This is a genomic window from Cupriavidus sp. FW305-26 (assembly GCF_058787975.1).
Genome location: NZ_JBYTAH010000032.1, coordinates 26,601 through 48,347 on the forward strand (window position 1 = coordinate 26,601; position 21,747 = coordinate 48,347).

21 protein-coding genes are annotated in these 21,747 nt (G+C 67.5%); 7 read left to right on the plus strand and 14 right to left on the minus strand.

Annotated elements, in window-relative coordinates; genetic code table 11:
- Window positions 1–84: 84 nt before the first annotated feature.
- The 3 genes from AC3WQZ_RS18195 to AC3WQZ_RS18205 form a co-directional block, all read right to left on the minus strand.
- Window positions 85–585, minus strand: a complete 501-nt coding sequence (locus tag AC3WQZ_RS18195; protein ID WP_010814410.1) for a potassium transporter Kef — start codon at window positions 583–585, stop codon at window positions 85–87.
- A 181-nt stretch (window positions 586–766) separates the two neighbouring features.
- A complete protein-coding gene (locus AC3WQZ_RS18200) occupies window positions 767–1,738 on the minus strand; it encodes a collagen-like domain-containing protein (protein ID WP_010814409.1) in 972 nt (323 codons plus the stop codon).
- Window positions 1,739–1,941: 203 nt separating this feature from the next.
- Window positions 1,942–2,148, minus strand: coding sequence for a hypothetical protein (locus AC3WQZ_RS18205; RefSeq protein WP_143010711.1), 207 nt, complete (start codon window positions 2,146–2,148; stop codon window positions 1,942–1,944).
- Window positions 2,149–2,256: 108 nt separating this feature from the next.
- Between AC3WQZ_RS18205 and AC3WQZ_RS18210 the strand changes: the two genes are divergently transcribed.
- Window positions 2,257–2,505: a PA2433 domain-containing protein gene (locus AC3WQZ_RS18210; protein WP_492294495.1), complete on the plus strand. Its 249-nt coding sequence runs from the start codon at window positions 2,257–2,259 to the stop codon at window positions 2,503–2,505.
- An 85-nt stretch (window positions 2,506–2,590) separates the two neighbouring features.
- On the opposite strand, the gene AC3WQZ_RS18215 is transcribed toward AC3WQZ_RS18210, so the two are convergent.
- The gene (locus AC3WQZ_RS18215; protein ID WP_011614497.1) at window positions 2,591–2,929 is read right to left on the minus strand and encodes an RcnB family protein; all 339 of its coding nucleotides are present in this window, start codon (window positions 2,927–2,929) and stop codon (window positions 2,591–2,593) included.
- 397 nt (window positions 2,930–3,326) lie between these two features.
- Between AC3WQZ_RS18215 and AC3WQZ_RS18220 the strand changes: the two genes are divergently transcribed.
- Window positions 3,327–4,499: a GGDEF domain-containing protein gene (locus AC3WQZ_RS18220; RefSeq protein ID WP_037025345.1), complete on the plus strand. Its 1,173-nt coding sequence runs from the start codon at window positions 3,327–3,329 to the stop codon at window positions 4,497–4,499.
- Window positions 4,500–4,526: 27 nt separating this feature from the next.
- On the opposite strand, the gene AC3WQZ_RS18225 is transcribed toward AC3WQZ_RS18220, so the two are convergent.
- The 5 genes from AC3WQZ_RS18225 to AC3WQZ_RS18245 all read right to left on the minus strand — a co-directional run bounded on the left by AC3WQZ_RS18225 (window position 4,527) and on the right by AC3WQZ_RS18245 (window position 9,680).
- The gene (locus tag AC3WQZ_RS18225; RefSeq protein WP_058697908.1) at window positions 4,527–5,462 is read right to left on the minus strand and encodes a BMP family lipoprotein; all 936 of its coding nucleotides are present in this window, start codon (window positions 5,460–5,462) and stop codon (window positions 4,527–4,529) included.
- Window positions 5,459–6,445, minus strand: a complete 987-nt coding sequence (locus tag AC3WQZ_RS18230) for a Bug family tripartite tricarboxylate transporter substrate binding protein (protein ID WP_081050261.1) — start codon at window positions 6,443–6,445, stop codon at window positions 5,459–5,461. Before AC3WQZ_RS18230 ends, AC3WQZ_RS18225 begins: the two co-directional genes overlap by 4 nt.
- A gap of 15 nt (window positions 6,446–6,460) precedes the next feature.
- Entirely contained in the window at window positions 6,461–7,504 is a 1,044-nt protein-coding gene (locus AC3WQZ_RS18235) for a porin (RefSeq protein ID WP_231881377.1), read from the minus strand.
- 203 nt (window positions 7,505–7,707) lie between these two features.
- The gene (locus AC3WQZ_RS18240; protein WP_058697911.1) at window positions 7,708–8,247 is read right to left on the minus strand and encodes a single-stranded DNA-binding protein; all 540 of its coding nucleotides are present in this window, start codon (window positions 8,245–8,247) and stop codon (window positions 7,708–7,710) included.
- A gap of 182 nt (window positions 8,248–8,429) precedes the next feature.
- Window positions 8,430–9,680, minus strand: coding sequence for an MFS transporter (locus AC3WQZ_RS18245; protein WP_037025351.1), 1,251 nt, complete (start codon window positions 9,678–9,680; stop codon window positions 8,430–8,432).
- A 366-nt stretch (window positions 9,681–10,046) separates the two neighbouring features.
- On the opposite strand from AC3WQZ_RS18245, the gene uvrA reads away from it, so the two are divergent.
- Window positions 10,047–12,908 carry an excinuclease ABC subunit UvrA gene (gene uvrA, locus AC3WQZ_RS18250; RefSeq protein ID WP_010814400.1) on the plus strand — a complete coding sequence of 954 codons (2,862 nt, stop codon included), beginning with the start codon at window positions 10,047–10,049 and terminating at the stop codon, window positions 12,906–12,908.
- A gap of 125 nt (window positions 12,909–13,033) precedes the next feature.
- On the opposite strand, the gene AC3WQZ_RS18255 is transcribed toward uvrA, so the two are convergent.
- Window positions 13,034–13,627: a histidine phosphatase family protein gene (locus AC3WQZ_RS18255; protein ID WP_492301000.1), complete on the minus strand. Its 594-nt coding sequence runs from the start codon at window positions 13,625–13,627 to the stop codon at window positions 13,034–13,036.
- A gap of 142 nt (window positions 13,628–13,769) precedes the next feature.
- On the opposite strand from AC3WQZ_RS18255, the gene AC3WQZ_RS18260 reads away from it, so the two are divergent.
- A complete protein-coding gene (locus AC3WQZ_RS18260) occupies window positions 13,770–14,255 on the plus strand; it encodes an adenosine-specific kinase (protein WP_010814398.1) in 486 nt (161 codons plus the stop codon).
- 9 nt (window positions 14,256–14,264) lie between these two features.
- On the opposite strand, the gene AC3WQZ_RS18265 is transcribed toward AC3WQZ_RS18260, so the two are convergent.
- The 3 genes from AC3WQZ_RS18265 to AC3WQZ_RS18275 all read right to left on the minus strand — a co-directional run bounded on the left by AC3WQZ_RS18265 (window position 14,265) and on the right by AC3WQZ_RS18275 (window position 17,340).
- On the minus strand, window positions 14,265–15,944 hold the full coding sequence (locus AC3WQZ_RS18265) for a Na/Pi cotransporter family protein (protein ID WP_010814397.1): 1,680 nt from the start codon (window positions 15,942–15,944) through the stop codon (window positions 14,265–14,267).
- A gap of 169 nt (window positions 15,945–16,113) precedes the next feature.
- The gene (locus AC3WQZ_RS18270) at window positions 16,114–16,725 is read right to left on the minus strand and encodes a LysE family translocator (RefSeq protein WP_010814396.1); all 612 of its coding nucleotides are present in this window, start codon (window positions 16,723–16,725) and stop codon (window positions 16,114–16,116) included.
- A 42-nt stretch (window positions 16,726–16,767) separates the two neighbouring features.
- A complete protein-coding gene (locus tag AC3WQZ_RS18275) occupies window positions 16,768–17,340 on the minus strand; it encodes an adenine phosphoribosyltransferase (protein WP_010814395.1) in 573 nt (190 codons plus the stop codon).
- Window positions 17,341–17,556: 216 nt separating this feature from the next.
- On the opposite strand from AC3WQZ_RS18275, the gene AC3WQZ_RS18280 reads away from it, so the two are divergent.
- Window positions 17,557–18,135: a DJ-1/PfpI family protein gene (locus AC3WQZ_RS18280; RefSeq protein WP_010814394.1), complete on the plus strand. Its 579-nt coding sequence runs from the start codon at window positions 17,557–17,559 to the stop codon at window positions 18,133–18,135.
- Window positions 18,136–18,235: 100 nt separating this feature from the next.
- Window positions 18,236–18,610 (plus strand): ribbon-helix-helix domain-containing protein, encoded by a 375-nt coding sequence (locus AC3WQZ_RS18285; RefSeq protein ID WP_010814393.1) that lies wholly within the window; start codon window positions 18,236–18,238, stop codon window positions 18,608–18,610.
- An 18-nt stretch (window positions 18,611–18,628) separates the two neighbouring features.
- Here the strand turns inward: AC3WQZ_RS18285 and AC3WQZ_RS18290 are convergent, their stop codons facing one another.
- Window positions 18,629–20,608: a monovalent cation:proton antiporter family protein gene (locus AC3WQZ_RS18290; RefSeq protein WP_010814392.1), complete on the minus strand. Its 1,980-nt coding sequence runs from the start codon at window positions 20,606–20,608 to the stop codon at window positions 18,629–18,631.
- Between the two features lie 141 nt (window positions 20,609–20,749).
- Between AC3WQZ_RS18290 and AC3WQZ_RS18295 the strand changes: the two genes are divergently transcribed.
- Complete coding sequence (locus AC3WQZ_RS18295) at window positions 20,750–21,733, plus strand: KpsF/GutQ family sugar-phosphate isomerase (protein WP_010814391.1); 984 nt, start codon at window positions 20,750–20,752, stop codon at window positions 21,731–21,733.
- Window positions 21,734–21,747 lie beyond the last annotated feature (14 nt).

A 21,747-nucleotide genomic window follows, 5' to 3' on the forward strand; every position in this document is an offset into this window, starting at 1 on the left:
GGTTGCCGGACCGGCGGCGGGAGCGGCCCGTGGTTGGGCCACAGGACAATACGGCCAACAGCAAGCTGTGGCGCGGAGATTCCGCTAGGGCGCGCGACGCCCGCCTCCTTCGTCCCGCTCGAGCTCCCAGTCGCGGCGCATCATGACATAGGTGAACGAGGTGGACCAGCCGATCAGGATCAGGCCGACCAGCGGCTCGATGCTGGCGATCAGGCGGCTGGCGCCCACCGGGACGATGTCGCCCAGGCTCTGCGTGGTGAAGGTCTCCAGCGCAAAGTAGGCGTAGACCAGCGCGCCTGGCTGCGTGTGGACGCCGGACACGCCGGCAACGCCCATCGCGGTCAGTCCGCCCAGGCCCAGCACCTGGTCGGCGAACCAGAAACCCAGCGCGAACACCAGCGCTTCCAGGCAATGGACCACGATGATGCAGACGATCAGCACGCCGATGTTCATGCGCCCGCTCCAGCGCCGGGGGTGTATCGCTGACAGCAGCCGCAGTGCCTCGTAGTGGATGCCGACCACGGTCACGGTCAGGACGGCGGCGCACAGCAGGGCCAGCGAATAGTGTTCGGCGGAAGTTTCCATGCGCAGCGGCAGGCCTGGTCGGTGTCCGGGACGATCGGGAACAGCGCGGAAAAAAAAAAGCCGCCCTCCAAAATATCACTGGAAGGCGTGCAGGAAAACCAGGGAGCGGGCGCGGCGGGCGCGCGGCCGTGCTCGTAGCCCTGGCAGAGGGTCGGTGGCGGCCGGGTAGCCGCCGCATGGATCAGCTGCTGCTCTTGCAGGAGAGGTTGACGTACAGCCCGCCGCCCCATTTGAAGTTGCGGTTGCCACTGACCTGCACCTGGACAATGTCGTTGGCCGCCACCGCCGTCGTGGCCGGCGCCGAGCAGGTCCGCACGGTGGCGCCGAGCGAACAGGCGGACGCATCGGTGATGGCAAGCGGGGCGATCGTTTCCAGCGCCGCGCCGCTGGCGACACGGTATGCCGCCAGGGTGTACTTGACCTCGTCATCGGGCACCGGGCCCGCCAGGCTCGCGTTCAGGGTCAGGCCGCCGCTGCAGCCCACCGGCATCACCGCGCCGAAATTCGGATCGTTGCTTTGCCGGTCCAGCGCGGTGCCGGTCATGACATAGGTGCCATTGCCATCCGGCGAGTCGTATACAGCGAAGTTGGCGGTATAGATCGTCGCGCCGGCGCCTGTCTCTCCTTGCTGGCCCTGGGGGCCGGTGTCGCCCTTTTCGCCCTTCTCGCCCTGCGGACCTTGCGCCCCGACCGGGCCAGTCAGGCCAACCACGGAGACCCCGGCCGGCCAGCCCTCGGCCGTCTTCGGGCCGAACAGCGTATTGGTGGCCGTATTGAGGTAGAAGCTGCCTTCGCTGCCATCGGCAGCGGTGGGATCTGCCGCGCCGTGCAGCAGCACGGCGCCGGGCGCCCCGGCCACGCCTTGCGGGCCGACCAGCGACACGCCGGCAGGCCAGGCCCCGTCAGCCTTGGGTCCGTAGAGCGTCGAGGTCAAGGCATTGAGGTAGAAGTCGCCGTCCGTGCCAACGTCCGCCGCGGGCGCATTGGCGCCGGACAGGATGGTCTTGCCGTTCGCGCCGGCCGGGCCGGCCGCGCTGGCGGATGGCGCGGCGCTGGCTGGCGCGGAATCGCCGCCACCGCCACCGCATCCTGCGAGCAGGATGGCGAGGCAGGCGAGCGGGATCGCCGCGAGTTTCAGGTCAATGCGTTGCACGATGGAAGCCCCCCGGTTTCTCATGAATGGCATGCCCGGATCTGTGCCGGGTGAGTTCAATCTAGAGATCGCGGTGATTCCGATAAATCGTGCATTTGCACGGGCTGTTTCATTAATGAAGCGCGTTTCCGGAGCGGCGAAAAACTGCCCCGTCCTAATAGCGTCAACGCCCGTTTGAAATCCCGGATGACTCGGGATAATAATTATGAAAATACCCGGATTGCCGCGCCTGGCGGTAACACGGCGGGCACCTGGCCCGATTCAGAGCGGGCGAATTCAAGCACCACACGACCGCATCCGTGCGCGCCGGTGCGACCAGAAAATACCGGCAATATCTCGCCCGAACGGTTGAGTTGCGGATGGGATAGCGTGGCTCCGGGCTGTTCAAAGGAGAAACGAATAATCGCCATTTACCCCTTCGTGGGGGAATATGCGCGGCACCGGCAAACGGCCAGGCGCAGCATGGCGCGGCGATGGACTATGCTGGAAATCCCAACAGCGTCCTCACGGAGGCCATCGTGCGCAAATCTGTCCTAGTCCTTACGGCACTGCTGCTGGCCAGCGCCCCCGGCCTGGCGCTGGCCCATAACTGCCCCAACGAGATGAAGGCCATCGACGCCAAACTGTCGACCAAGCCGGCGCTGTCGCCGGAAAATTCCGCCAAGGTTGCCAAGCTGCGCGCCGACGGCGAGGCCTATCACAAGGCCGGCAAGCATGACGAATCGATGAAATCGCTGCTCGAAGCGAAAAAGATCCTGGGTATCTGAGACCGATCGCAAAGAAGAGCCGCCACGCGCCCAGGCGTGGCGGCTTTGTTTATTTTTCCCGCGGTCGTCGCCGCAGCAGGCCGGGTCAGGACCCCGATCCAACCTGCTGGACCACACCGTTGGGCGCCACCAGGTAATATTCCGCGCCAATCCCGACCCAGCGCGTGCCCTTGCGCGGCGCGGGCAGGTTGTATTGCTTGTAGTCGTCGATCACATACTGGCGGTCCCTGAACTCGGTGGGCAGCCGGTCACCCTTCTTCCACTGCTGCACCTGCATATAAGGCGAGTTCTGCGCCGCCGGCGCGGAGGCGGCCATGGGATCTGCCATCGGCTTGGACTTGGCACCACCCTGCGCCATCGCAAACGGCGCCGCCAGCACGCTTGCCGCCAGCAACAGTGCCGGCATCGCTTTCTTGGTCTTCATCGTGATCTCCTTGCGTACGGGAAAACCGAACTGCCGGAGGATCCGGACAGCATCTACCAGATTAGTCACAAATGCGGACAACTGCGGCATCCGCCGTCCATGCGCTGGCGCTCGATTTGACCGACGGGGCATTCGCGCCCTGACAGATTGTTCACAATTGTTTGCCGGTTGGCACCCATTGGGGGGGAGCCGCCGACGCCACCCGTGACTAGAATGGGTCCTGACAGAAACAATTTGTTACGGGCGGCCGCCACTCAGCTGTCAGCGGGCCGCGGCCCCGCGACCCGCGCCGCGGGCGCGTACCGCCCTCGATGTTCCCTGGCTTACGCCCTGTTCACGGCGCTTCGCACGCGGGCACCCGTCCCTGCCAGAGAACAATAAAAACTGGGGACTCTCCGTGTTGCACGATACTGGTCAATTCCTGGCCCTGGTCAATCCCGCCATGGCCATCCTGCTTTCGCTCTGCTTCCTGCTGGCCTGGAACCATGAGCGCACGCGGCACTACCTGCTGGAGCTAGGTGCCTGCTATTTGCTGTACGCGGTTGCCATCACCTTGCAGATCATCTGGCAGCCGCGCAACGGCGGCGGCAACGCCACCGTCACCGGTGCGCTCTACCTGGGCAGCGCCGTGCTGATGCTGCGTGGCATGCTGGCGCGCATCGGTGCGCGCGTCGATACCTGCGCGCTGGTGTCGCTGCCGCTGGCCCTGTTTGCTGCGCTTGCCTGGTTTGATTTCATGCAACCCCAGCTGGTCGCCCGCATCTGCATCCTGAACGTCGGCATCGCGCTGATCCTGCTGCTGGGCATCGCGCCGCTGGCCCGCCTGCGCACAGGCAGCACCGCGGACCAGGTGCTGTTCTGGGTCTTCCTGCTGTTTGCCCTCCATTTCCTGCCGCGCACGGTGCTGACCATTGCTCCGGTCATCGGACAGGACGCTGCCGCCCTCACCCGCTCGGCCTACTGGCTGTGGCTGCAGGTCACCATGGCATTGCTGCTGCTCACGCTGGCGCTGGCGCTGCTGGCGGCGACCACGCTGGACGTGATCGACGGCCTGCGGCATGAACGCGACACCGATCCGCTGACGCAGCTGCACACGCGCCGCAGCCTGGAGGCGCTGGCCGCGCGGGAAATCCCGCCACCTCAGGGCAAGCCGCTGAGCGTGCTGCTGTGCGATCTCGATTTCTTCAAGTTCATCAACGACAACTACGGCCACAGCGCCGGCGACGCGGTGCTGGCGCAAATCGGCCGGATCATCGCCGCCGGCATCCGGCGGCGCGATATCGCCGCGCGCCTGGGCGGCGAGGAGTTCGTCGTGCTGTTGCCCGATACCCCGCCCGATGCAGCCTTGCACCTGGCCGAACGCTTGCGCCAGACGCTGGAGAGCACGGAAATGGACGTCCTGCCGGGCATGCACACGGTGACCGCCAGCTTTGGCGTGGCCACGCTGCGGCCCGGCGAAGACCTGGAAGCCCTGCTGATGCGCGCGGATAACGTGCTGTATGCGGCCAAGAACAAGGGCAGGAATTGCGTGGAGTGGGAACGGGAGGCCGGCTTGCCGGTGCTGGCATGATGCTGCCGTGCCTCCCGTCCGGCGCGGCTAAGCAACCGTGGGCGTGCCCACCACCGCAAACTCCGGCCCGTCATAGCTCTGCGCCACGGACACGCCGCCATCGAGCAACCGCTGGCTCCAGTGGTCGAGCGCCGCGCGCGCGGCCTGGCTGACATCGCGGCCCAGGGCAAGGCGGACGGCCGCCGGCGCTTCCAGCCCGAAGCTGCGGGTGGTTCCCCACGCAATTTGGTCCCGTTCGAAATCCCCGATCGCCTGCTCGACGCACAAGCCGCTGTCGGCCACCGCGGAAGCCAGGAAGACATCGGGATGCCTGCTGGTCCAGTCGACCACGTTGCCGATCTGGCGGATGCCCGCGGCACGGCAGGCGGCGATGGCACCGTCGCGGCCGCCGTCGATCATCGCAAAGACGATATCTGCGCCGGCGCGGGCCTGCGCGGCAACCGCGTCGCCGGCCAACGCCGGATCGTGCTGGTTGCCGCAGAAGGTCGTGAGTGCCGGCAGGCCAGGCACTACGCTGCGCACGCCATGGAGAAACGCCGCGCGCCCCTTCAGCCCGGGGCGCACCTTTTCGCCCGACAAATGGGCGACCACGCCGGTGCGCGAATCCGTCGCCGCCAGCACGCCGGCAAGGAAGGCGGACTGTTCCTGCAGCACCTCATAGCTCGCGGTGTTGGCGCACAGCACGCTGCCCTGCGTGGCCACGAAGCGCCGCGCGGGATGGCGAGCCGCGGCAACAGAAACGGGATAGTCCCCCTGTCCGCCATGCGCAACGATCAGGTCCGGGCCGGTCTGGCACAGCGCCAGCAGCGCTGCTGCGCGCGCCTGCGGATCCGGATCGGCAATCCACGTCACCGTCACGTCGTGGCCGGCATTGCGTGCGCGCATGGCGCCGGCATGCCCGGCTTCATTGAAGCTGCCGCGTCCTTCGGGCCCGAACAGCACTACCTGGATGCGCGCGCTCATGACAGCGTCGCCCCGGTTGCCACGACCACAGGACCCCAGGCCTGCGCCTGCTGGCGTACGTAGGCGGCAAACTCATCGGGCCGGCGCTCGGCCAGCACAAAGCCCTGGGCTTCCAGGCGGCCGCGCAGGGCCGGTTGTTGCAGGATGACCTGCAGTTGTTGATGCAAGCGTTGCACGATGTCCTCAGGCAGGTTGGCCGGCGCGGAGACGCCGACGAAGTTTTCGGCCACCAGGCCGGGATAGCCGGCTTGCGCCACGGTGGGCAGCCGGGGCGCCTGCGGCACGCGTTGCGCCGAGGTCACCGCCAGCAGGCGCAAGGCGCCGGACTGCAGCAACGGCAGGTTCTGCGGCAGGGCATCCACCGCAAACGGGATCTGTCCGCCGAGCAGGTCGGCGCGCATCGGACCCGCGCCCTTGTATGGCACATGGGTCAGCCGCAACCCCGCCTGCTGGCCAAACAGCTCGCCGACGATATGCGCCACCGACGCCGCCCCGCCGCTGCCGAACGGCACCGGCTCGCGCTGCGCGCGGATCCACGCCGCCAGCTCCGCGAGGTTGCGCGCCGGCACCGACGGATGCACGGCAAAGACGGTCGGCACCGCTCCGATGTAATGCACGTGCGTGAAGCTGCGTACCGGGTCGTAGGCGGGCCGCCTGAGCAGGAACGGCGAGATGCTCAGCGCCGCCGAGTTCGACATCAGCAGCGTGTAGCCGTCATTGGGCGCCGCGGCGACCGCAGCCGCGCCAATCGTCGATCCCGCCCCCGGCCGGTTGTCGGCCACGAATGGCTGCCCCAGCTTTTCCTGCAGCACCGGTGCCAGCAGCCGCGCCACGATGTCGCTGGACCCGCCCGGCGGGAAAGTCACCACCAGCCGCACCGGATGGCGCGGCCATGCCGCGGCGCCGCTGTCCGCGCGCGCCGGCATCCCCGGCAATGCCGGCGCGGCCAGCGCCGCGGCAAGGAACTGTCTTCTCGAAATCACGGTGGCCCTCCGGCTTTACAGGCGATGGCGCAGGCCGACGCCGCCGCCGAACTTGTTGCCACGCACGCCCATGAAGGCGGGCAGCGCATAGCTGCCGCTGATGCGGTTGAAATCGGCTTCCGCATAGACGCTGGTGCGTCTGGACAAGCTGTACTCCGCCACGCTGGTCAGCATCAGCCGGTGGCCGCTGGCGGCGCTCTGCCGGTCATAGCCGGCCGCCAGCGACACCGCCAGCGCGGGCGTTGCCTGCACCGTGGCGCCGCCGGTCAGCACATGGTTGCGGGTCGGGCTCAGGTGGTAGCGGTTGTCCAGGTAGCCGAGCGCCAGCTTGACGCGCCCCAGCTGGCTGCTGCCGCCGATGCCCCAGATCGTGCGCTTCTCTTCGGTGGCCAGCGCATTGGTGCTCTGGAACAGGGCACCAATGTCGATCCGTGCCGTGGTCCAGGCCAGCGCCAGCCCCCGGCTGCTGCTGGCCGCCGCATCGCCCGGCACTTCGCCGAAGGTATAGTGCGCCGCCGCCGAGAACGCGCCCCACCTGCCCGCGTACTTCGCCATGTTGTCTTGCCGCGGACCGGTATAGCCGTTAAGAATGGCCACCGCATCGAGATTGGGATGGCCATAGGGCTGGAAGCGGAAGGTCGCGTCATAGGCCGTGGTGAACTGGCGTCCGAACGTCAGCTTCCCCCACGCCTGGTGCTCGATCCCCAGGTAAGACTGCCGGCCGAACAGCCGGCCTGTACCCTGCGTGCCAACCTGTCCGTAGTTCGACGCCGCGGTGCCTTGCAGCGAAGTACCCGAGGCCAGGTCGAAGCCGCTTTCCAGGTTGAACAGCGCCGACCATCCCGCACCCAGCGCCTCATTGCCGCGCGCGCCCCAGCGCGAACCGCTGAAGTAGCCCTCGCTCAGTTCAGCCAGGCGCTCGTCCCCGCGGTTGTTGTCCGAGTAGCGGACCATGGTGTCGATCAGGCCGTAGACCGATATGGAAGTCGATACTGATTGCGCCTGCGCCTGCTGCGTAACGCCGCAGCTCGCCCCCGCCAGCACGCCGGCAAGCGCCATGGCGTGGCTGCGCCTCGTGTTCCCCACCTTCACGCACCACCCTCCGTTTGCATACAAATTAAGAATGCAAAATATAGGGTGTGGCCGCACATCCGCATACGAATGTGTGCGCATGAGGAAATGCGGTTTGCGCGGAAAATGCGGACACAAAAAAAGCCCGCTTATGCGGGCTTTCGGGGGTGATGCTTGAAGCGAGTCCGTGCTCAGAACGGGATATCGTCGTCCATATCCTCGAAACCATTCGAGGCGGGCTGCTGCGGCCGGCGCGCAGCGCCACCGCTCTGGCCGCCGCCCTGGCCGCCGCGGCCACCGCCGTAGCCGCCGCCCGAAGCTTCGCGGCTGTAGCCACCACCGCCGCCTGCGCCGCCACCGTAGCCGCCTTCGTCACCGCCACCGCCGCCACCACTCTGGCGCGAGCCCAGCATCTGCATCTGGTCGGCAACGATTTCAGTGGAGTACTTGTCCTGGCCCGACTGGTCCTGCCACTTGCGGGTGCGGATGCGGCCTTCGATATAGACCGACGATCCCTTGCGCAGGTACTGGCCGGCGATTTCGGCGATCTTGCCGAAGAACGAGACGCGGTGCCATTCGGTGGCCTCCTTCATCTCGCCGCTCTGCTTGTCCTTGTAGCGATCGGTGGTCGCCAGGCGGATATTGGTCACGGCGTCGCCGCTGGGCAGGTAGCGGGTTTCCGGGTCTGCGCCGAGGTTGCCGACGAGAATGACTTTGTTGACCGATGCCATGAAATGTTCTCCAAAAGCCACGCGCCGTGTTGAAAAGCGTGGCAATACGATGACGGTAAAGCGGATGTAGTGTGACGCGATACTGCGGCGACGTAAACGAACATCGCGCCCCCGGCCAGACGTCGGGTGGCGCGATCATGCTAGGCCTTTTCCAGGCCGGATTCTTTACGATGTGATGCGGATCAGGCCGGCGTTGCCGGTGCAGCTTCCTGCCCGCGCGCCGGCGGCGCCTTCATGCTCCAGGCGATTATAAGCCAGAGCAACAGCACCACCGCGCAACCGACGAACACGGCGCTGCGCCCCTCGTGCTTGAGCAGCCAGCCACCGGCCGCGCCGCCCAGGAACAGGCCCAGCGCCTGCGTGGTGTTGTAGACGCCCAGAGCCGCCCCGCGCGCGGCCGCGGCGTAGCGCGACACCAGCGAAGGCTGCATCGCCTCCAGCACGTTGAACGCGACAAAGAAGAGCAGCAGCACGCCGACGATGGCCCACAGCCCGTGCACGGCGGCAAACAGCAGCTGCACTGCGGTCATCAGCGCGACCGCGCCCAGCAGCACCGGGCGCACGCGGCCGTAGCGCTCGGCCGCCATCATCGGGCCCAGCATCAGCACGAAGGACACCAGCACCACCGGCAGGTAGACCTTCCAGTGCTGGTCCAGCGGCATGCCGGCATCGGCCAGCATGGCGGGCACCACCATGAACATGGCCACCTGGGAAGCGTGCAGCGCCAGCACGCCGACGTTCAGGCGCGCCAGGTCGGCGTTGAGCAGCACCTTGCGGAACGGCAGGCGCACCGGATGCGGCGGCGGCGGGGTCGGCACCAGGAACAGCGTCACGCCGATGGCCACCAGCCCCAGCACCGACATCAGCCCGAAGATGCCGGACATGCCGATGCTGTGCAGCAGCGGCGAGGCAATCACCAGCGACAGCGCGAAGGTCAGGCCGATGCTGCCGCCCACCATCGCCATCGCCTTGGTGCGATGCCGTTCGCGCGTCAGGTCGGCGATGCAGGCAGTGATGGCCGCGGAGATCGCGCCCGTGCCCTGCAGCGCGCGGCCGGCGATGATGCCGCTGAGCGTGTCGGAAAAGGCGGCCACCAGCCCGCCGGCGATGAACAGCAGCAGCCCGGCCACCATCACCGGCTTGCGCCCGATGCGGTCGGACAGCCAGCCCAGCGGGATGTGCAGGAATGCCTGCATCAGGCCATAGATGCCCATGGCCAGGCCCACGCGCTGGGCGTCGTGCCCGTCGGGCAGGCTGTGCGCGTATTCGGCAAAGACGGGCAGGATCAGGAACAGGCCCAGCATGCGCAGCGCGAAGATGCTGGCCAGCGACACGGCGGCGCGCAGCTCGGCGCGGGTCATGCGTTCGCGGGCGGGGGCCTGGGATGCGTCAGCGGCACCCGCACCCGGGGAAGAAGACTGGATCGACGGCATTGCGATCGTGGGATCGTGGAATCTGTCAGGCTGGCTGCCGGTGCATCGCAACGGCAGTTTCGATCGGGATCGCGGGGGGAAGTTGCCGCCCGGAACCCGGGGCCGACGGCGGCTTCGCCGGGCGCCTGCATGGCGCGGGCCACCCCGGAAACCGAAGTTGGGTATATTAACAGGTTTGCTCCTTCGCGCTTCCCGGGTCACCTGGCCATGCCAGCTGGCCCCCGGGCGTGTGCCCGGGCGCGCATTCCGGCCGTCGCCAGCGGTCGGAAGTGCCAAATACGGTACTTGTTTCTGGGTTTTGCGATTCCTTCAGACAGCCTTGCCAACCCCGGCAGGGCGGCCTGTCTGGCGACGACTTTTCGGCATATGGAAGAAATCAAGATCCGTGGGGCGCGTACCCACAACCTGAAGAACATCAATCTCGACCTGCCGCGCAACCGGCTGATTGTGATCACCGGCCTGTCGGGCTCGGGCAAGTCCTCGCTTGCCTTCGACACGCTCTATGCCGAGGGCCAGCGCCGCTACGTGGAGTCTCTGTCCGCCTATGCCCGCCAGTTCCTGCAGCTGATGGAAAAGCCGGACGTGGACCTGATCGAAGGCCTGTCGCCGGCGATCTCGATCGAGCAGAAGGCCACCAGCCACAACCCGCGTTCGACGGTCGGCACCGTCACCGAGATCCACGACTACCTGCGCCTGCTGTACGCCCGCGCCGGCACGCCCTACTGCCCCGACCACAACCTGCCGCTGCAAGCGCAGAGCGTGTCGCAGATGGTGGACGCCGCGCTGGCCCTGCCCGAGGACACCAAGCTGATGATCCTGGCGCCAGTGGTGGCCGACCGCAAGGGCGAGCATTCGGACCTGTTCGACAGCATGCAGGCGCAGGGCTTCGTGCGCTTTCGCATCCGCTCGGGCGGCGGCACCGCGCACGAGGCCGAGGCCAAGGTCTATGAGGTCGATGCGCTGCCGAAACTGAAGAAGACCGAGAAGCACACCATTGAAGTGGTGGTAGACCGCGTCAAGGTGCGCGCCGACATCAAGCAGCGCCTGGCCGAATCGTTCGAGACCGCGTTGCGCCTGGCCGATGGCCGCGCGCTTGCGCTGGAACTCGACAGCGGCAAGGAGCATATGTTCAGCTCCAAGTTTGCCTGCCCGATCTGCTCGTACTCGCTGCAGGAGCTGGAGCCGCGGCTGTTCTCGTTCAACAACCCGATGGGCGCCTGCCCTAGCTGCGACGGGCTGGGCCAGATCACCTTCTTCGATCCCAAGCGCGTGGTGGCCTTCCCCAACCTGTCGCTGGCCTCGGGCGCGATCAAGGGCTGGGACCGCCGCAACCAGTTCTACTTCCAGATGCTGCAAGGCCTGGCAGCGTACTACGACTTCGACACCGAGACCCCGTTCGAGGAGCTGCCGGAAAACGTGCAGCAGTCGGTGCTGCACGGCTCGGGCGAGCAGGAAATCCCGTTCACCTATATCAACGAACGCGGCCGCACCACCGTGCGCGAGCATGTGTTCGAAGGGATCATCCCCAACCTGGAGCGCCGCTACCGCGAAACCGATTCGGTCGCCGTGCGCGAGGAACTGGCCAAGTACCAGAACAACCAGCCCTGCCCCGCCTGCCAAGGCACCCGCCTGCGCACCGAGGCGCGCCACGTCAAGCTGGGCGAGGGCGAGCAGGCACGCGCGATCTTCGAGATCAACGGCTGGCCGCTGCGCGACGCGCTGACCTACTTCCTGACGCTGGACATGCACGGCGCCAAACGCGAGATCGGCGACAAGATCATCAAGGAGATCTCGGCGCGGCTGAACTTCCTGAACAACGTCGGGCTGGACTACCTGTCACTGGAGCGCAGCGCCGATACGCTGTCGGGCGGCGAGGCCCAGCGCATCCGGCTGGCGTCGCAGATCGGCTCGGGCCTGACCGGCGTGATGTATGTGCTGGACGAGCCCTCGATCGGCCTGCACCAGCGCGACAACGACCGTCTGATCGGCACGCTCAAGCACCTGCGCGACATCGGCAACTCGGTGCTGGTGGTCGAGCACGACGAGGACATGATCCGCGCCTGCGATTACGTGGTCGACATCGGCCCGGGCGCCGGCGTGCACGGCGGCATGATCGTGGCCGAGGGCACGCCGCGGCAGATCGAGGAGTCGCCGGCATCGCTGACCGGCCAGTACCTGTCCGGCCAGCGCCGCATCGAGGTGCCGAAGGAGCGCGCCGCGCCCGACGATGAGCGCCTGCTGCGCATCGTCAACGCCAGCGGCAACAACCTGCGCAACGTCACCGCCGAAGTGCCGGTGGGCCTGCTGACCTGCATCACCGGCGTGTCCGGCTCGGGCAAGTCGACGCTGATCAACGACACGCTCTACCATGCGGTGGCGCGCCACCTGTACGGCTCGACGCCGGAGCCGGCGCCGCACGACCGCATCGAGGGGCTCGAGCATTTCGACAAGGTCATCAACGTCGACCAGAGCCCGATCGGGCGCACGCCGCGTTCCAATCCGGCCACCTATACGGGCCTGTTCACGCCCATCCGCGAACTGTTCGCCGGCGTGCCGTCGGCCAAGGAGCGCGGCTACGACCCGGGCCGCTTCTCGTTCAACGTCAAGGGCGGGCGCTGCGAATCGTGCCAGGGCGACGGCGTGCTCAAGGTCGAGATGCACTTCCTGCCCGACGTCTATGTGCCGTGCGATGTCTGCCACGGCAAGCGCTACAACCGCGAGACGCTGGAAGTTCTGTACAAGGGCAAGAACATCTCCGAGGTGCTGGACCTGACCGTCGAGCAGGCGCACGAGTTCTTCAGCGCGGTGCCGGTGGTGCGGCGCAAGCTGCAGACGCTGCTGGACGTGGGCCTGGGCTATATCCGGCTGGGCCAGTCGGCGACCACGCTGTCGGGCGGCGAGGCGCAGCGCGTCAAGCTGTCGCTGGAACTGTCCAAGCGCGACACCGGGCGCACGCTCTATATCCTGGACGAGCCCACCACCGGGCTGCACTTCCACGATATCGAGCTGCTGCTCAAGGTCATCCACAAGCTGCGCGACCAGGGCAATACCGTGGTCATCATCGAACACAACCTCGATGTCATCAAGACCGCGGACTGGCTGATCGACATGGGGCCGGAAGGCGGCGCCGGTGGCGGCCAGGTGATCGCGCGCGGCACGCCGGAGGATGTGGCCAGGAGCAAGGCGAGCTTTACGGGCAAGTATCTGAAGCCATTGCTGGAGCGGTAAGGCCTTAGGAATTTTCGGATACAGGCCCGGCAAGAATTGTCGCGACTCGCTTACGCAAGCGATTGCACAAGTTGAGGTGTATCAAGATGAGGTGAGCTTGCCGCTGCTGAGGCGGGCCTGCCCCTTCAGTCCAGCCCGGCGTTGGGCAGCACCCGCGCGCGGCGCGGCGCTCCGCCCGGCTGCAGTTCGATCGCGACGCCGCCACCGCTGTCGGCACCGTGGCCGCTCAGCGCGGTGATCACCACCTGGTGCGTGACCAGCAGGTAAGGCCCGCCGCGCGGATCGAGCCCGTCGATAAAGCGCGAAAGCTGCGCGGTCTGCGCTTCCCGGCGCTGTGCATCCGCGCCAAAAAATGAATTGAGCAATGGCTGGACCCGCACCGGACCCAGGTCGATCAGGCGGGCGGTGTCCTGGCAGCGGCACCAGGCGCTGCTGTAGACCCGCGTCGGCCGGAAGCCCGCCGCCTTCCAGCTGCTACCGAGCCTCGCCGCCTGCTGCCGGCCGTTCGCGTCCAGGTTGCGCTGGGTCGAACAGTCGTCCAGCTTGAAGCCCGGCGGATCGCCGACCCCCGGCGCACTCGCATGCCGCAGCACGACGACGACATTGGGGCGCTTCAGTTCACTGACGGCGATTTCGCCCTGTGATGCCGGAACGACCTGGGCGGCGGCCACGCACGGCGGCATGGCAAGCCATGCGAGGAAGAGGCGAACAAGCGGCATCGGCGTCTCCGGTGACGGGCCAGTCCATCCGGTATAGCAGGTACGCGTGCCATGCGAGGATCCCTGCCCGCTTGCATTCACCACCCCGCGCCCTACCATGAACCGGATGGCGGCAAGCCGCGCCGCCATTCTGGAGCCAGCCATGGAACTGACGGTCGTACCGGTCACCAAGCCGGAAGCCACCAACTTCATCTTCGGCCATTCGCATTTCATCAAGACCGTGGAAGACCTGCACGAGGCGCTGGTCGGCACGGTGCCGGGCATCCTCTTCGGGCTGGCGTTCTGCGAGGCCTCGGGCAAGCGCCTGGTGCGTTGGTCGGGCACAGATGAAGACCTGATCGACCTGGCCTGCGAGAACGCCCGCGCCATCGGCGCCGGGCATACCTTCGTGATCTTCCTCGGCGACGGGTTCTTTCCGGTCAACGTGCTGGCCGCGGTGCGGGCAGTGCCGGAGGTGTGCCGCATCTTCTGCGCAACGGCCAACCCGACCGAGGTGATCATCGCCCAGACCGATGCCGGACGCGGCGTGGTGGGCGTGATCGATGGTGCCTCGCCGCTGGGGATCGAGACCGATGCCGATGTGGCCGAGCGCAAGGCGCTGTTGCGGAAGTTCGGCTACAAGCTCTAGCGTCGCCGCTCAGTGCTGCGCTGCCTGCACCGCCGGCACCGCCGGCACATCGTCTTCCTTCATCCGGCTGCGGTTGAGCACCCCAGCCTGCTCCAGCACCGGATAAGCCGTCGCACAGAACAGCGAATTCAGCCGTTTGAGCTCGCTGATCACATCCAGGTGCAATGAGCTGGTCTCGATGCTCTCGGCGGTCTGCACCGCCACGCGCTGCAGGTGGGTGCGCGCGTACTTGCGCTCCAGCTCGCGGAAGTTCGCTTTTTCCGCCATCAGCGCCTGGGCGCTCTTGAGGTCGCCGTTGAGAAACACCGACAGGCCCAGCCGCAGGTTGGCGACCAGGCGCGCGTGCATCTCGGCGATTTCCTGCATTCCCGCCTCCGAGAACATCAGGTTGTGGGCGATCTTCTTGTCCTTGGTATCGAGCAGGATGCGCTCGATGATGTCGCCCGCGTGTTCCAGGTTGATGGTGAGCGAGATGATCTCGGTCCAGCGCTGGCCGTCGCGCTCGTCCAGCGCTTCCAGGCTGATGCGCGTCAGGTAGAGCTTGATCGCGGTGTAGAGGTCGTCCACCTCGTTGTCGATGCGGCAGGTGGCGTCGGCCAGCTTGGCGTCGTTGGTGCGCAGCACGCGCAGCATGTTGTCCAGCATCTGCTCGACGCGGTCGCCGATGCGCAGCACTTCGCGCGCGGCGTTGGCCAGCGCCAGCGTGGGCGTGGACAGCGCGGCCGTATCGAGGTGGCGCGGCGTGACCTGGCTGTCGCCGGTGTTGCGCCCGGGCAGCACCTTCTCGCACAGCCGCGCCAGCGGCGCGGTGGCGCCCAGCAGCAGCACCGCCAGCGCGACGTTGAACAGCAGGTGGAAATTGACGATCAGCCGTTGCGGGTCATGGTCCAGCAGCGCCAGCAGCTCCTCGGCCTGGCCCAGCAGCGGCAGCGCCACCAGACAGCCCAGCAGGCGCGACAGCAGGTTGCCCAGCGTCACGCGCTTGCCCGGCTGGTTGTTGCCCGAGGTGGTCAGCAGCGCCGAGATGCCCGAACCCAGGTTGGCCCCCAGCACCAGCGCCAGCGCCACGTGGATCGACACCACGCCGGCCGAGGCCAGCGCGCCGCAGAACAGCACCACGGCCAGGCTGGAATAGCACAGGATGGTCAGGAAGGCGCCGACCAGCATGTCCAGCCCCGCGTCGCCGGTCAGCGAGGCGAACAAGACCTTGACGCCGGCAGCCTGCACCACGGGACGGGTGGCGATGGAGATCAGCTCGAGCGCCAGCGTGATCAGGCCCAGGCCGATCAGCACGCGGCCGACGTGGCCGGCCCTGCTGCCCTTCCAGGTCAGATGGCAGATCACGCCGACAAAGATCAGCAGCGGCGACAGCCAGGACAGGTCCAGCGAGAACACCTGCACCATCAGCGCGGTGCCGACGTTGGCGCCGAGCATGATGGCCAGCGCCGGTGCCACGGCGATCAGGCCCTGGCCGACGAAGGAGCTGACGATGACCGCGGTGGCGTTGCTGCTCTGGACCAGCCCGGTGACGCCAAGCCCGGCAAGGAAGGCGGTGAAGCGGTTGGAGACGCTGGTCGACAGGACATGGCGCAGGTTCGCGCCGTAGACGCGCAGGATGCCGACCTTGACGATGTTGGTGCCCCAGACGAGCAGGGCAACGCCTGATAGCAGGTGAAGGAGTACGCCCATGGTGCGCCTTTGTGTGACCAGTGCCGACAAAACCCTGGAGGCTAGGCCCGGTCATCGTGTAGTTGTCAATGAGGCATTATGCGCCCGTCACCCGACAGCGGCAACGGCATGGGCGCGGCGCGCGGGCAACGGGCAACACCGGCGCCCGGATGCGCGCCAGCGGCGCCGCTCAGGGCAGCGCGACCTTGATCCCCAGCCCGACGAAGATCGCCCCGGCGGCGCGGTCCAGCCAGCGGCCGGTGGCCGGGCGGCGGCGCAGCCAGGCGCCCAGCCAGCCCGCGCACAGCCCGAACAGCGAGAACACCACCGCCGTCTGCAGCATGAAGACCACGCCCAGCAGCAGGAACTGCAGCCCCGGGTGCGCGGCATCGGCGCGCACGAACTGCGGCAGGAACACCAGGAAGAACAGCGTCACCTTGGGATTCATGATGTTGCCGAGCACGCTCTGGCGGAACACGCGCGCGAGCGGCACCGCATCGACATCACCGCCCTGCGCCAGCCCGCCCTTTGCGCGCAGCGCCTGGATGCCGATCCAGATCAGGTAGGCCGCGCCCGCATACTTGATCAGCTGGAACGCCAGCGGCGACGAGCGCAGCACCGCGGCCAGCCCCACCGCCGCAATCACGGTGTGGAACAGGCACCCGACCGAAAAGCCCAGTGCCGCGACCAGCCCCGCGCGCCGGCCCTGCGCCATGCCGCGCGCCAGCACCTGCAGGTTGTCGGGCCCCGGGGCCACAGTCACGGCAATTGAAGTCAGCAGGAACAGCAACAGGTCAGGCATGGGGTCTCCTTGCGTGGAAATCTTGCGGGCCGGTCACGTGGCTCAGTGCCCTTCGAACTTGCACACGGTGAACAGCGGCAGCCCGCCGTCCTGCAGCAGCTTCGAGCCGCCCAGTTCGGGCAGGTCGACGATGGCGGCGCCCTCCACCACCGTCGCGCCCAGGCGCTCCAGCAGCTTGCGTCCGGCCATCATGGTACCGCCGGTGGCGATCAGGTCGTCGACCAGCAGCACGCGGTCGCCGGACTTGCAGGCGTCTGCATGGATCTCGACGGTGGCGCTGCCGTATTCCAGCTCGTACTCCTCGGCCACGGTCTGGAACGGCAGCTTGCCCTTCTTGCGGATCGGCACGAAGCCCAGGTTCAGCTCATACGCGACGATCGCGCCCAGGATAAAGCCGCGCGCGTCGATGCCCGCCACCAGGTCGAGCTGCGCATCCATGTAGCGGTGCACGAAGACATCGATCAGCACGCGCAGCGTCTTGGGGTTCTGCAGCAGCGGGGTGATGTCGCGGAACATCACGCCCGGCATGGGCCAGTCCGGCACCGTACGGATGCGCTCGCGCAGGTAGCCGGTGACGTCGCCGAGCTCGGGGGACTGGATGATGGAGTCTGCCATAGGGGTCTGGAAACGGTAGGCGCGCAGCGTGGCGCGCCAATCAGAAAGAGGGGTCGCAGTGGGTCGCGGCAGGATGGCCGCCGGCGCGGTAACCAGTTACCACCCGCGCCATCGGGGCGGCCAGCACAATGGCCCTGCCGGCCCGCTTGGCTGGCCAGGGGCCGGGCTGCCGCGTCCGGCACCCGCCGGACACCCGTAACCATACAGGAGAGCGCGATGGCAAAGAAGATTCTGATGCTGGTGGGCGACTACGCCGAAGACTACGAAACCATGGTGCCGTTCCAGGCACTGCAGATGGTCGGCCACACCGTGCATGCGGCCTGCCCGGACAAGCAGGCGGGCGACGCCTGCGCCACCGCTATCCATGACTTCGAGGGCGACCAGACCTACACCGAGAAGCGCGGCCACAACTTCACCCTCAACGCGAGCTTTGCCGAGATCGACCCCGCCGGTTACGACGCACTGGTCATCCCCGGCGGCCGCGCGCCGGAATACCTGCGCCTGAACGCGCGCGTGCTGGAGATCGTGCGCCACTTCGCCCAGGCGGACAAGCCGATCGCCGCGGTCTGCCACGGCGCCCAGCTGCTGGCCGCGGCAGGCGTGCTCGAAGGCAAGACCTGCTCCGCCTACCCGGCCTGTGCGCCCGAGGTGAAGCTGGCCGGCGGCACCTATGCCGATATTCCCGTCGACCAGGCCCATACCGACGGCAACCTCGTCACGGCCCCGGCCTGGCCCGCGCATCCGGCCTGGCTGGCGCAGTTCCTTGCCGTGCTGGGCACGCGGATCGTACATTAGAGCTTTCCGCACGCGGCGCCCCCACGCGTGAAGGCACGGCCCGCCCCATCCGCGAGCCGTGCACATGCCCGCAGGCTGCGCCGCCCGCACGGGAGCATCCATGTGTGAAATCTTTATCCGCGCCAATCCGGCGTCGTACCAAAGCCAGTCGCGCTCGCTGCGCCTGCATGGCGTGGCCACCAGCATCCGGCTGGAGAGCCTGTTCTGGGAGGTGCTGGAAGAACTGGCGCGGCGCGACGACATGACCGTCAACCAGCTGATCACGCGCCTGCACGATGAACTGACCGAACATCGCGGCAGCGAGGCGGTGGCCGGCAATTTCTCGTCCTTCCTGCGCGTGTGCTGCCTGCGTTACCTGATGCTGCAGGGCGAAGGCCGCATCCCGGCCGATGCCAGCGTGCCGATCCGCTCGCTGGACGCACGCGCCGTGCTCGACAACCTGCCGGAATCCTGGGTCGAGGCGCGTCCGCACTGACGCGCACGACGCCCCGGCTCAGCCGTTCAGGATGCGCGTTTCCGCAGCCTCCAGCGCCTCGGGCGGGCCGCGCAGCACCACGATATCGCCCGGCTCCAGCACGGTCTCGGGCTCCGGATCGAAGGCGCGGATGCCGCGCCGGCGCACCGCGGTCACCTCCACGCCGATCCGCTCCAGCCCCAGCACGCCAAGACGCCGCCCCACCGCCGTGGATTGCGGCCCGAGCGACACGGAATGCAGCCGTACCGAATCGCGCTCGACCATGTCCTCATCATCGTCGCGGCCGTGGAAATAGCCGCGCAGCAGGCTGTAGCGCGCGTCGCGCGCCTCCTGCACGCCGCGCAGCACATGCCGCATCGGCACGCCCAGCAGCACCAGCGCGTGCGAGGCCAGCATCAGGCTGCCCTCGATGATCTCGGGCACCACTTCGGTGGCGCCGGCCTTCTGCAGCGTATCGAGCTCTGAATCGTCCACCGTGCGCACGATCACCGGCAGCGCCGGCGCCAGTTCCTGCACGTGGTGCAGCACCTTGAGCGCCGATGGGGTGTTGGCATAGGTGACGATCAGGGCGGCGGCACGGTGGATGCCGGCGGCGATCAGCGCCTCGCGCCGGCCCGCGTCGCCGTAGACCACGGTATCGCCGGCCGCGGCGGCCTCGCGCACGCGATCGGGGTCCAGGTCCAGCGCCACGTAGTTGATGCCCTCGCGCTCGAGCATGTGCGCCAGGTTCTGCCCGCTGCGGCCGAAGCCGCAGATGATCGCGTGCTTCTCGGTCTGCAGGCTCTGCGCGGCAATGCGGGTCATGTTCAGCGACTGCATCAGCCATTCGTTGGCGGCAAAGCGCAGCACGATGGCGTCGCTGTACTGGATCAGGAAGGGCGCGGCCAGCATCGACAGCAGCATCGATGCCAGGATCACCTGGATCAGCACCGGGTCGACCAGGTTCAGGCCGTCGATCTGGTTCAGCAGCACGAAACCGAATTCGCCGGCCTGCGCCAGCCCCAGCCCGGTGCGGATCGCCACCCCCTGGCGCGAGCCGAAGACCCGCGCCAGCAGCGCGATCAGCACCAGCTTGAACAGCACCGGCACCACCAGCAGCGCCAGCACCAGCCATACGTGGTCGAGCACCACGCGGATATTGAGCAGCATGCCGATGGTGACGAAGAACAGTCCCAGCAGCACGTCGCGGAACGGCTTGATGTCCTCTTCCACCTGGTGGCGGTAGGGCGTCTCGGAGATCAGCATGCCCGCCATGAAGGCGCCCAGCGCCATCGACAGGCCCAGCCGCTCGGTCAGCGCCGCCATGCCCAGCGTCACCAGCAGCAGGTTCAGCATGAACAGTTCCTGCGAGCGGCGCGCCGCCACCACGTGGAACCAGCGGCTCATCAGGCGCTGGCCCAGGAAGAAGATGACGCCCAGGGCCACCACGATCTTGACCGTGGCCAGGCCCAGCGCCACCATCAGGTCGCCCGGATCGCGCGACAGCGCCGGGATCACGATCAGCAGCGGCACCACCGCCAGATCCTGGAACAGCAGGATGCTGATGATATTGCGGCCCTGCTCGCTCTCAAGCTCCATGCGCTCGGACAGCATCTTGGAGACGATCGCGGTGGAAGACATCGCCAGCGCCCCGCCCAGCGCCACCGACGCCTGCCAGGACAGCGGGAACAGCCAGTTGAAAGCCCAGCTGGCCGGCACCACCGCCAGCATCGACAGCACCACCTGCGAGCCGCCCAGGCCGAACACCAGCCGCTTCATCGAGCGCAGCTTGGTCAGGTTGAACTCCAGCCCGATCGAGAACATCAGGAAGACCACGCCGAATTCGGCCAGGTACTTGGTCTGCGCGGTGTCGCTGGCCAGCCCCAGCGCATGGGGGCCGATCAGGATGCCGACGGCCAGGTAGCCGAGCATCGGCGGCAGCTGCAGCATGCGGAATGCGACCACGCCGAAGACGGCGGCGGCCAGCAGCACCAGGGTCAGTTCCAGCGGAGAATGCATCAGGCGGTCTGGGTGACCGGCCAGGCGCGCGTCCGACCCGGCACGGGCACCCAGCCGGCAAAATACGGCGAGCACGGCAAGCACGACGTGCGCCATGGGTCGGGCCAGGCGCCATCGCATTCGTTGGTATACTTCGTCGCCATGATAGCCAATTTCGATGCGGATCGAGCACTCAGGCTCGCCCGCGACACTCTCCAGACCGAAGCCGATGCGGTTTCCGCACTTTCCGGACGCCTGAACGGCGACTTTGCCCGTGCCGTGCTGCTGATCCTGCAATGCACCGGGCGCGTGGTCGTCTCGGGCATCGGCAAGTCCGGCCATATCGGGCGCAAGGTCGCGGCCACGCTGGCCTCTACCGGCACGCCGGCGTTCTTCGTGCACCCGGCCGAAGCCAGCCACGGCGACCTGGGCATGGTCACGCGCGACGACGTGCTGATCGCCTTCTCCAATTCGGGCGAGACCGGCGAGCTGCTGTCGATCATCCCGATCGTCAAGCGCATCGGCGCGCGGCTGATCTCGGTCACCGGCAACCCCGACTCCAACCTGGCCAAGCTGGCCGACGTCCACCTGGACGCGGCGGTCGAGAAAGAAGCCTGCCCGCTGAACCTGGCGCCGACGGCCAGCACCACCGCGGCGCTGGCGCTGGGCGATGCGCTGGCAGTGGCGGTTCTCGATGCGCGCGGCTTTGGCGAGGAAGACTTCGCGCGCTCGCACCCCGGCGGCGCGCTCGGGCGCAAGCTGCTGACCCATGTGCGCGACGTGATGCGCACCGGCAACGCCGTGCCCGAGGTGCGTGAAAACACCCCGCTGGCCCAGGCGCTGATGGAAATCACCCGCAAGGGCATGGCCATGACCGCCGTGGTGGACCCGGACGGACACGCCATCGGCGTCTTCACCGACGGCGACCTGCGCCGCCTTCTGGAAACCCCGCGCGACTGGAAGACCGTTCCCATCGGCGACGTCATGCACCGCAACCCGCACGTGGTCAACGAGAACCAGCTCGCCGTCGAAGCGGTGCAGGTGATGGAGGCCAACCGCATCAACCAGCTGCTGGTGGTGGATGACGACGGCCGCCTGACCGGCGCGCTGCATATCCACGACCTGACCCGCGCCAAGGTCATCTGAGCGGGCGCGGGCCC